Here is a 2,612-nt window from a genome sequence, read left to right on the forward strand (position 1 = left end):
CACCCTCAGGCAACCTATTCACCTTATACACAACCAAATGACAATACCTGGCATGATCCATCAAAGCATCCCAATCCTCAATAATCTCAACCATACAATCACCAAAATAGAAATAGCAATTACACTATATAAATGCTTTTAAGTGTTGGTTATTCTTTTTTTGTTTGTTGGCTGGACTCGTATAATTCACATTTGAATGTTTGTGAAGGTTTTTCTGGGTTGTAGCATTTAATTATTTGCAGTAATACGCAGTAGTAGACTTTAGGGTAGATCATTTTCATCCCCATATATAGTTCCAATAGCTCTTGAGGTGTTTCTCCTTTATATATGCATGTTTCACAACTACACATGTGGTTATCACGTCCACTATAGGAAGAACCTATATATGAATGTGACTGTTTGACCAGCTTTAACAATTATTCCATTTGCGAATACTGTTCTATCCAATAGAACTCTGCCACATGTTGAATAGCCTGAAACACATGCCTCCCATTCTAATCCAACCTCATATATCGTTATGTCTGATGTCATGGTAAACGATGCTGAAAATGTGAGAGTCCCCTGAGTTTCATCTGCTGTTACACCAGCTAACCCCTCACTAATTTTGTTTACAAGTTTGTAGTCATCTCTAGTTGGGCTAGTCGTTCCAGATCCATAGGTAATCCAAAGTCTATTGTTGCAACTAACCATATTGAAGAATGAATTGTAGGTCGTCCCAAAACTTGCTTTAAAGTCTTGAGTCCTAGCTGTTCCCGTAGTATCCGTAAATGATACAGTAGTTTTGCCACTAGTAACTCCTGGTTGAAATATTGCAAATAGAACTCTAAGGAACCATCTCGTACTTAAATCAAATGGTTTTTCACTCATCCTCTTAATATATTCATTGTAGAGGTCTTCATTGATGGCTTCACGTTTAACTATTTTTCCATCCCTATCTTTAACTATAACTTCAATCATTTTACCCATTAAACCACCTCAAGAAACAGATACATACAATACAAATTTATAGTCTACACTGTTCTGCATATCAGGAGTTGCTACTTGCATCTTATATTCAGATGTGACAAGTTGATTTTCTGGCATGGATACTTGCATCTTATATTCAGATGTAATGAATAACCGTCCAGGTCTTAATATTTCCTCTATTAAACTTTTATAGTAGCTTTCGATCTCCACAAGTATATCCCTAGCTTTTTTAAGGGCATCAACAATGTAATTATGATCTTCAGGTTCTATTACATCCCCACTTTTCACATACCTAATCTTTGATATGGCAGCATCCAACTCATCAACTAATGGATCGATTACTTCACTGGGACATCCAGCCTCCTCTGCCTTAGCCTTAAGAGCATCCCTCAAAGCCCTAATACACTCCAATTTATCCAAGACATCACTACTTTTAACCTCATCCCCATATTTAACATACCTCAACTTATCTATACATGCATCAAGGCTCAAACACCTACACCTCAACTTCAAAATCCATTTAAATCCACTATTAACATTATTTATCACTGAACCATTATTTAACTATTTTTATGAGACTACCTCCATAAGTCTTTCAGCCACCCTATCCCAACAATACTCTTCACTCAACTTCAACTTATATTCTTTTAGTTTAGCCCTATACTCCTCAATATTGTCAAGTATATCGTGAACCTTATTCAATGCACTTTCAACATCAACCTTATAGCCATACCCCACGTGAATAGCGTTTCCAGGTAAAGGCTGAACCCTCTCACCAGTCTTCACACGTAGAAAACTTGGCACATAATCAGTCCAGCTTCCCCAATCACTTGTAACTACAGGCACAATTCTAGCCAAAGACTCCAAAGCATTAACCTCAAATCCCCCTCCACGACTAAACATTAAAGTTAAATCGCTTAGATCGTATAGGCACATCTTCTCATATTCTGATAGCCAACCATAAACTTGCACAGCCCCTAAATGCATAACCTCCTGGAATTGCACACTATTTGGATTCACAGTCTTAAGGACCAGAACCACATCCTTCCTCTCCCTAGAAAGCTTCTCATATAATTGTTTAGCTTCAGGCCAACCCTTACGATCTGGACTATGCCAAAGCCAAAATAACATTAGCTTCTTATTCTTCCTAATCTTGTATAGGTATAGCTCTATTAATGCTGGGTTTATTGTTTTCACTGGTGAAGTCTCCCACTGATTTGGCATACTATACCACTCCACGTCTAAGCCATGCTGAACCCTATACACGGGCTTCTGTACACCACTACACTTACACACCTCCACACAGAAATTCGATGGAACAATAACCTTATCCGCATCATTCAATAATTCCACTGCAAGTTCACTTAAACGATCACTATCACATACATCCACAGCAATCAACTGTTCATAATGGCTTCTCCACCAATCCATATAGATTGACAGCTTATCCCTCAAATCCTCAGTAAGACTGTTCAACTTATTCTGTAGAAGCTTATGGTAAATGTATATCCATGGGTGAAGAATCAAATTATACTTCAAATGTGGAGTATAGCTTGTTATTCCAAGTTCATCAAGCTCTTGAACTTCAGCAAGCTTCAACTTCCTAATATACTCAATATGCTTCTTCGCAATCAATGAGAATGAAA

At 37.6% G+C, this 2,612-nt stretch carries 4 protein-coding genes; all 4 read right to left on the reverse strand.

Annotation, left to right across the window (positions count from 1 at the left end; translation table 11 throughout):
- Positions 1-149: 149 nt before the first annotated feature.
- On the reverse strand, positions 150-350 hold the full coding sequence (locus MRT15_RS11190; RefSeq protein WP_304330289.1) for a hypothetical protein: 201 nt from the start codon (positions 348-350) through the stop codon (positions 150-152).
- Between the two features lie 16 nt (positions 351-366).
- Positions 367-966 (reverse strand): hypothetical protein, encoded by a 600-nt coding sequence (locus MRT15_RS11195; protein ID WP_304330290.1) that lies wholly within the window; start codon positions 964-966, stop codon positions 367-369.
- A gap of 9 nt (positions 967-975) precedes the next feature.
- Entirely contained in the window at positions 976-1,458 is a 483-nt protein-coding gene (locus tag MRT15_RS11200) for a hypothetical protein (protein WP_304330291.1), read from the reverse strand.
- A gap of 78 nt (positions 1,459-1,536) precedes the next feature.
- A partial coding sequence (locus MRT15_RS11205) for a hypothetical protein (RefSeq protein WP_304330292.1) occupies positions 1,537-2,612 on the reverse strand: 1,076 nt, incomplete at its 5' end.

Origin of the sequence: Candidatus Culexarchaeum yellowstonense (assembly GCF_024707025.1) — an archaeon.
Lineage (GTDB): Archaea > Thermoproteota > Methanomethylicia > Culexarchaeales > Culexarchaeaceae > Culexarchaeum.